Source organism: Synechococcus sp. R6-7 (assembly GCF_047461695.1).
Classification (GTDB): Bacteria; Cyanobacteriota; Cyanobacteriia; order Thermostichales; family Thermostichaceae; genus Thermostichus.
This window is the reverse complement of record NZ_JANSHS010000182.1, coordinates 1-4599: the sequence shown is the minus strand read 5'-3', so window position 1 is coordinate 4599 and position 4599 is coordinate 1. Positions and strand designations below refer to the sequence as shown.

The window sequence follows — 4599 nt, the reverse complement described above, 5'->3', positions numbered from 1 at the left end:
TATTGCTCCGCAACGCTGCTGCGACCGCGCCACTCGGACGGAGTCCTCAAAGACTCTAGAATGAGTGTTGCACAAAACGACAACGCCGCTACGACTTCCGTCAGCAGACTTGAGTACCTCATTCCACCGGTGCAGAGTAGGGCATCGGCTCAGGTTCGGTGAAAGTCTGCACCTGGCCTTGGCCAAGCGTATCTGCGGCGGTTTTGCTGATCAACAGTAAGGTCGCCGCCAGGGCCAGCCCAATAACATCCCGCCACATGCTCCACTCCTCAACTCCTCACTCCTCTTGCCCATTACTGTAGCGGCGGTTTTCTCGACTTGGCAGGGATAGAGGACGGATTTTTACATAACACGAACCACTGCCAAAATTGCGGCTTTGCCCCCTGCCGGCTAGTCCCGGAACGTCAGCTGCAAGCTGGTTATCAGCAGCACCAAAGAAGAGACCGCCATCACCCCTCCCCAAAACCAGTAGGGCAAGAACAAGTTTTGGGCAATCTGGCTGGAATCGGAGTGGATCACCTGCCCATTGATCACGGCAGAGGCCGTAAATAAGTAGTCAAGCTGGTGGTAGGTGCTCACACAGGCCTGCACCCCCAAAAACTGTGCGGCAAAGCCCCGCAACCAAGGGGAAGCCCAGCAGCCCACCGCCAGGATCCCCAGCCCAATAGCCGGGATCAGCAACAGGCCAAATAGAGAGCGCACCCAGAGCACCGCCGACAGCAACAGCAGGGATCCCAAAGCCAACAACCCCAACTGGGCCGTACCTTGACGACGAGAAGCCAGGATAAAAACCGCCCCGGCCATTGGGGGCCCCATTGGCCCACCGGCGGCCACCAAAGCTCGACCCACCGGCCCCAAAAACAAGTGCCCACTGTGAAAGGCCAACCCCGACCCGTCGGGATAGATCTCCAGACGATGAAACTCCCCACCCAACAGCACTGCCGTCAAGCCGTGGCCCATCTCATGAAACCAGGTGGCCAGAATCGTAAAGGGGTAGAGGATATAGTTGCCCCAGGGGAGCTGCCAGAGCAAGACCGTCAGACCTGCAGCAGCCACCAACCAAACCAAGCTGTGCCGGCCAGGTTTCTCGGAAGGGGAGGGAGGCAGCTCAAACTGAGTCATAGAGCAGCAGTGGGTAGACAGAAAAAAGCCTAAAACGCCTCGTCTTCTTAGACGACTGCCGGCAGAGGAGAGTTCCAAGCCAACCCCGAGAAAATCCAGAAAAACATATGTCTCAAACCAGTTTGCAATGGATGTAGGTCAGGTAGGCTGAAAGAGCCCCTGAGGGATCCCTGGCGATGGCCACCTTCCTGCGGGATTGGAGCTATCAATTTCCTTGGCTTTACCGCAGCATCAGTCGCGGGGCTGCCCTGGCAGTGGGCGGATACGAGCGGCTGCGGAGATTGCCCATGCAAGGGATCCAGATTCATCCCCAGGAGCGGGTGTTGGATCTCTGCTGTGGCCCAGCTGAAGTAACCCCACTGTTGGCGGAGCTGAGCCAGCAGGTGGTGGGCCTGGATGCTTCCCCCAAAGCTCTAGCGGCAGCCCGCAAACGCCTTCCCCAGGTGGAGTTTGTGGAGGCCTTTGCCCAAGATATGCCCTTTCCCAATGCCAGCTTTGATTGGGTGCATACCAGCTTGGCTCTGCACGAATTGTCCTTCGCCGACTTGGAGCAGGTGCTGCGGGAAGTGTGGCGGGTGCTCAAGCCGGGGGGAGGACTCTTGATTCTGGATCTGCACGCGCCTCGACAACCCTTGATCTGGCCTGGGCTGGCCCTCTTTTTGGCCCTGTTTGAAACCGAGACCGCTTGGGAGCTGCTCAAGCTGGATTTGCCCGAGTATTTGCAGCAGCAGGGTTGGCAATCCATCCGGCAGACCCTCCACGCTGGGGGAGCTCTGCAGGTTATCCAGGCGCGAAAGCCTGCCGCCTGAGCTGCACCCCTGAGAGCGGCAGTCAGCCCTGGTGCCAAAAGGGAGTGCCGATGACAGGCGTACTGGGCTGAGCTGTTTCCTGAGGGATCATGGCCCCGGCCAGGTAGGCTCGGCGGCCTGAACGCACCGCTTCTGCAAAGGCCTCAGCCATGACCACCGGATCCCGGGCCAAGGCCACCGCCGTGTTTAGCAGCACCCCGTCGAAGCCCCACTCCATCACCTGGCAGGCATGGGAGGGCAGGCCCAAGCCGGCATCCACGATCAGCGGCGCCTCGATCCGCTCCCGCAGCAGGCGTAAGCTGTAGGGGTTGAGGGGGCCTTTGCCGGTGCCAATGGGGGCCGCCCAGGGCATCACCACCTCACAGCCAGCATCCAAAAGCCGCTGGCAGAGCACCAGGTCGTCGGTGCTATAGGGCAGCACCTTAAAGCCGCGCCGGACCAGCTCAGCAGCAGCAGTGGGCAGTTGCACGGGATCCGGCTGCAGCGTGTAGTCATCCCCAATCAACTCCAGCTTGATCCAGTCGGTGCCGAACACCTCCCGCGCCATCTCCGCCGTTGTGATCACCTCCTGCACGCTGTGGCAGCCGGCGGTGTTGGGCAGAACTGGGATCCCCATCTTCTGCAACAGAGCCCAGAACCTCTGGGAAGTTTCTGGCCCCAGTGCCCCTTGCCGCCGCAGAGAAACCGTCAACAAACAGGGCTGCGCGCGCGCCACCGCCTGCTCCAAAATGGCTGGCGAAGGGTAGCGAGCCGTACCCAACATCAGGCGGCTGGGCAACGGTTGGCCGTAGAGAACCAAAGGATCCTCATCGGCCAGAGTTGAGGGAGAGCAATGGAGGAGGGTGGACATGGCTGAGGCAGATAGAAAAGCGGACTTGAGCGCTAGCCGCCGGCAACCGGAGCGACGATCTCCACCTGGTCGCCTTCTTGCAGACGAGTTTGCTCGTATTGGGCACGTGGCACAAACTTCAGATTAACCGCTACCGCGAAAGGGCCGCTGGCCCCCACCTGAGCCACTGCTTCGGACAAAGTGGTGCCTTCCGGCAAATCGTAAGGCTTCTGGTTGATCAAGACACGCATGGCGACAGGGACTCACCGGAAAGAGGGGCAGCCTGCACCTGAAAGGGGATCCCAAGCTGCTGAGCCAAGCGACAACTGCCCTGGTGAAGATACTCCAAGACAGCATCGTGGATGGCCGGGGAGATCAGAAAGCCATGGCGATAGAGGCCGTTGATCTGCAACAGGCGAGGTGAGCGCTCCACCACGGCTGGCAGGTTATCCGCCAAGGTGGGACGACATTGGCTGCCTAATTCCAGGATACGCGCTTCGGCAAAGGCAGGATGTACGGCGTAGGCGGCGCTGAGCAACTCCAGGGCGGAGCGGACGCTCACCGGCGAGCGATCCTCAGATTCGATTTCAGTGGCCCCCACCACAAACACCTGACCCGGCTTGGGAGCGATGTAGATCGGATAGCGAGGATGCAACAGCCGGGTTGGGCGCCGCAAAGAGACTTCTGGGGCATACAGGCGCACCACCTCACCCCGAACTCCGCGCAGCAGTTTTTGCCCGCCCCATTCTTTTTGGGATCCCAGGCCGCGGCAATCCAAAACCCAGCCTCCGGTTTGTTGCTGCCAGGCTTGGGCCTGCTTCAGATCCCAGGGGCAACCCCACTCCACTTCCACCTCGTGCTGCCGCAACTTGGCCAGTAAAGCTGCCAACAGTTGGCGGTTGTCCAGTTGGCCCTCTTGGGGAAGATACAGGCCCTGCGCAAATCGCCCGGCTACCGACGGCTCCAGCTCGGCCAGAGCCTGAGCATCCAGAGGCTGGGGCTTAGGGAGAGCGGGAAGGCGCTCCACCACAGCGGCCAGTAGCGCCGAGAAGCGCTTGGCTTCCCCGGCATCTTGGCGGTGCCAGAGGATCAAAGTGCCCTCCTGCTGAAAGAAAACCGGCTGCGGCAAGCTGGCCAAAAGAGAGGGCCAACGAGAAAGGGCGTAGTATCCCTGGGCCACCACACTGGCTTCGGCGATGGCAGACTCGGCTAGGGGAGCCAGCATAGCAGCGGCAAAATGGGCAGCACTGCTCTCAACAGCAGCAGCAGGAGCCGCCTCCACAATGCGGACGGGATGCCCAACCTCGACAAGGCTGGCGGCCAACAAACGCCCCATCAGCCCAGCCCCGAGGACAAGGATGGGATCCCGCTGCGCTGCCCAAGGCCAAGTGATCCCTACTGCTGACGCAGCAGCGGATGGGCCCGTCAGGCTGGCTGGCGGGTCTGGCGGAGAAGAGGAGGGTGAAAGGGTCAAAGTGCCCCGCGCTGCTGACACAATGGATTCCATACTGGATCCCATGATAGGCTTTCCAGCTCGGCGATGAATCTGCTCCCACCTGTGCCTGCATTTGTTGATGGAGTGCTGGGCCAAGCTTCGCTGGAACGCCTTTTCACTTGGAGCTTTTTGTTTGATCTCGCTGTTGGTCTCCGGGATCCGTCTGGGGGTGCCGGTGTTGCTGGCGGTGTTGGGGGAGGTGATCACGCAGTGTTCTGGCATTCTCAATTAAACCGGAATGAAACATTTCCCTCTAGCCCCCTTCTCCCTCTGAGAGAAGGAATGGGGGTGAGGGCAGTGGCGCGGAGCGTTTAGGGGGTGTCTCAATCTAGTTTGAAATGACT

General features: G+C 60.5%; 6 protein-coding genes. 1 reads left to right on the top strand and 5 read right to left on the bottom strand.

Translation table 11 applies throughout. The annotated features are described in order from the left end of the window. Positions 1-118: 118 nt before the first annotated feature. Positions 119-259: a hypothetical protein gene (locus NW815_RS06255; RefSeq protein WP_414388337.1), complete on the bottom strand. Its 141-nt coding sequence runs from the start codon at positions 257-259 to the stop codon at positions 119-121. Positions 260-390: 131 nt separating this feature from the next. Continuing rightward, positions 391-1122 (bottom strand): M50 family metallopeptidase, encoded by a 732-nt coding sequence (locus tag NW815_RS06250; protein WP_414344389.1) that lies wholly within the window; start codon positions 1120-1122, stop codon positions 391-393. A gap of 176 nt (positions 1123-1298) precedes the next feature. Between NW815_RS06250 and NW815_RS06245 the strand changes: the two genes are divergently transcribed. Then, entirely contained in the window at positions 1299-1931 is a 633-nt protein-coding gene (locus NW815_RS06245) for a class I SAM-dependent methyltransferase (protein ID WP_414388338.1), read from the top strand. A 22-nt stretch (positions 1932-1953) separates the two neighbouring features. On the opposite strand, the gene NW815_RS06240 is transcribed toward NW815_RS06245, so the two are convergent. From NW815_RS06240 to NW815_RS06230, 3 genes are read right to left on the bottom strand one after another with little or no spacing between them, the layout of a single operon-like run. Then, entirely contained in the window at positions 1954-2781 is an 828-nt protein-coding gene (locus tag NW815_RS06240) for a thiazole synthase (RefSeq protein WP_414388341.1), read from the bottom strand. A 32-nt stretch (positions 2782-2813) separates the two neighbouring features. Continuing rightward, positions 2814-3011 carry a sulfur carrier protein ThiS gene (thiS, locus tag NW815_RS06235; protein ID WP_414357500.1) on the bottom strand — a complete coding sequence of 66 codons (198 nt, stop codon included), beginning with the start codon at positions 3009-3011 and terminating at the stop codon, positions 2814-2816. Then, entirely contained in the window at positions 2999-4267 is a 1269-nt protein-coding gene (locus tag NW815_RS06230; RefSeq protein WP_414388344.1) for an FAD-dependent oxidoreductase, read from the bottom strand. The genes thiS and NW815_RS06230 overlap by 13 nt, the downstream gene beginning before the upstream one ends. Positions 4268-4599 lie beyond the last annotated feature (332 nt).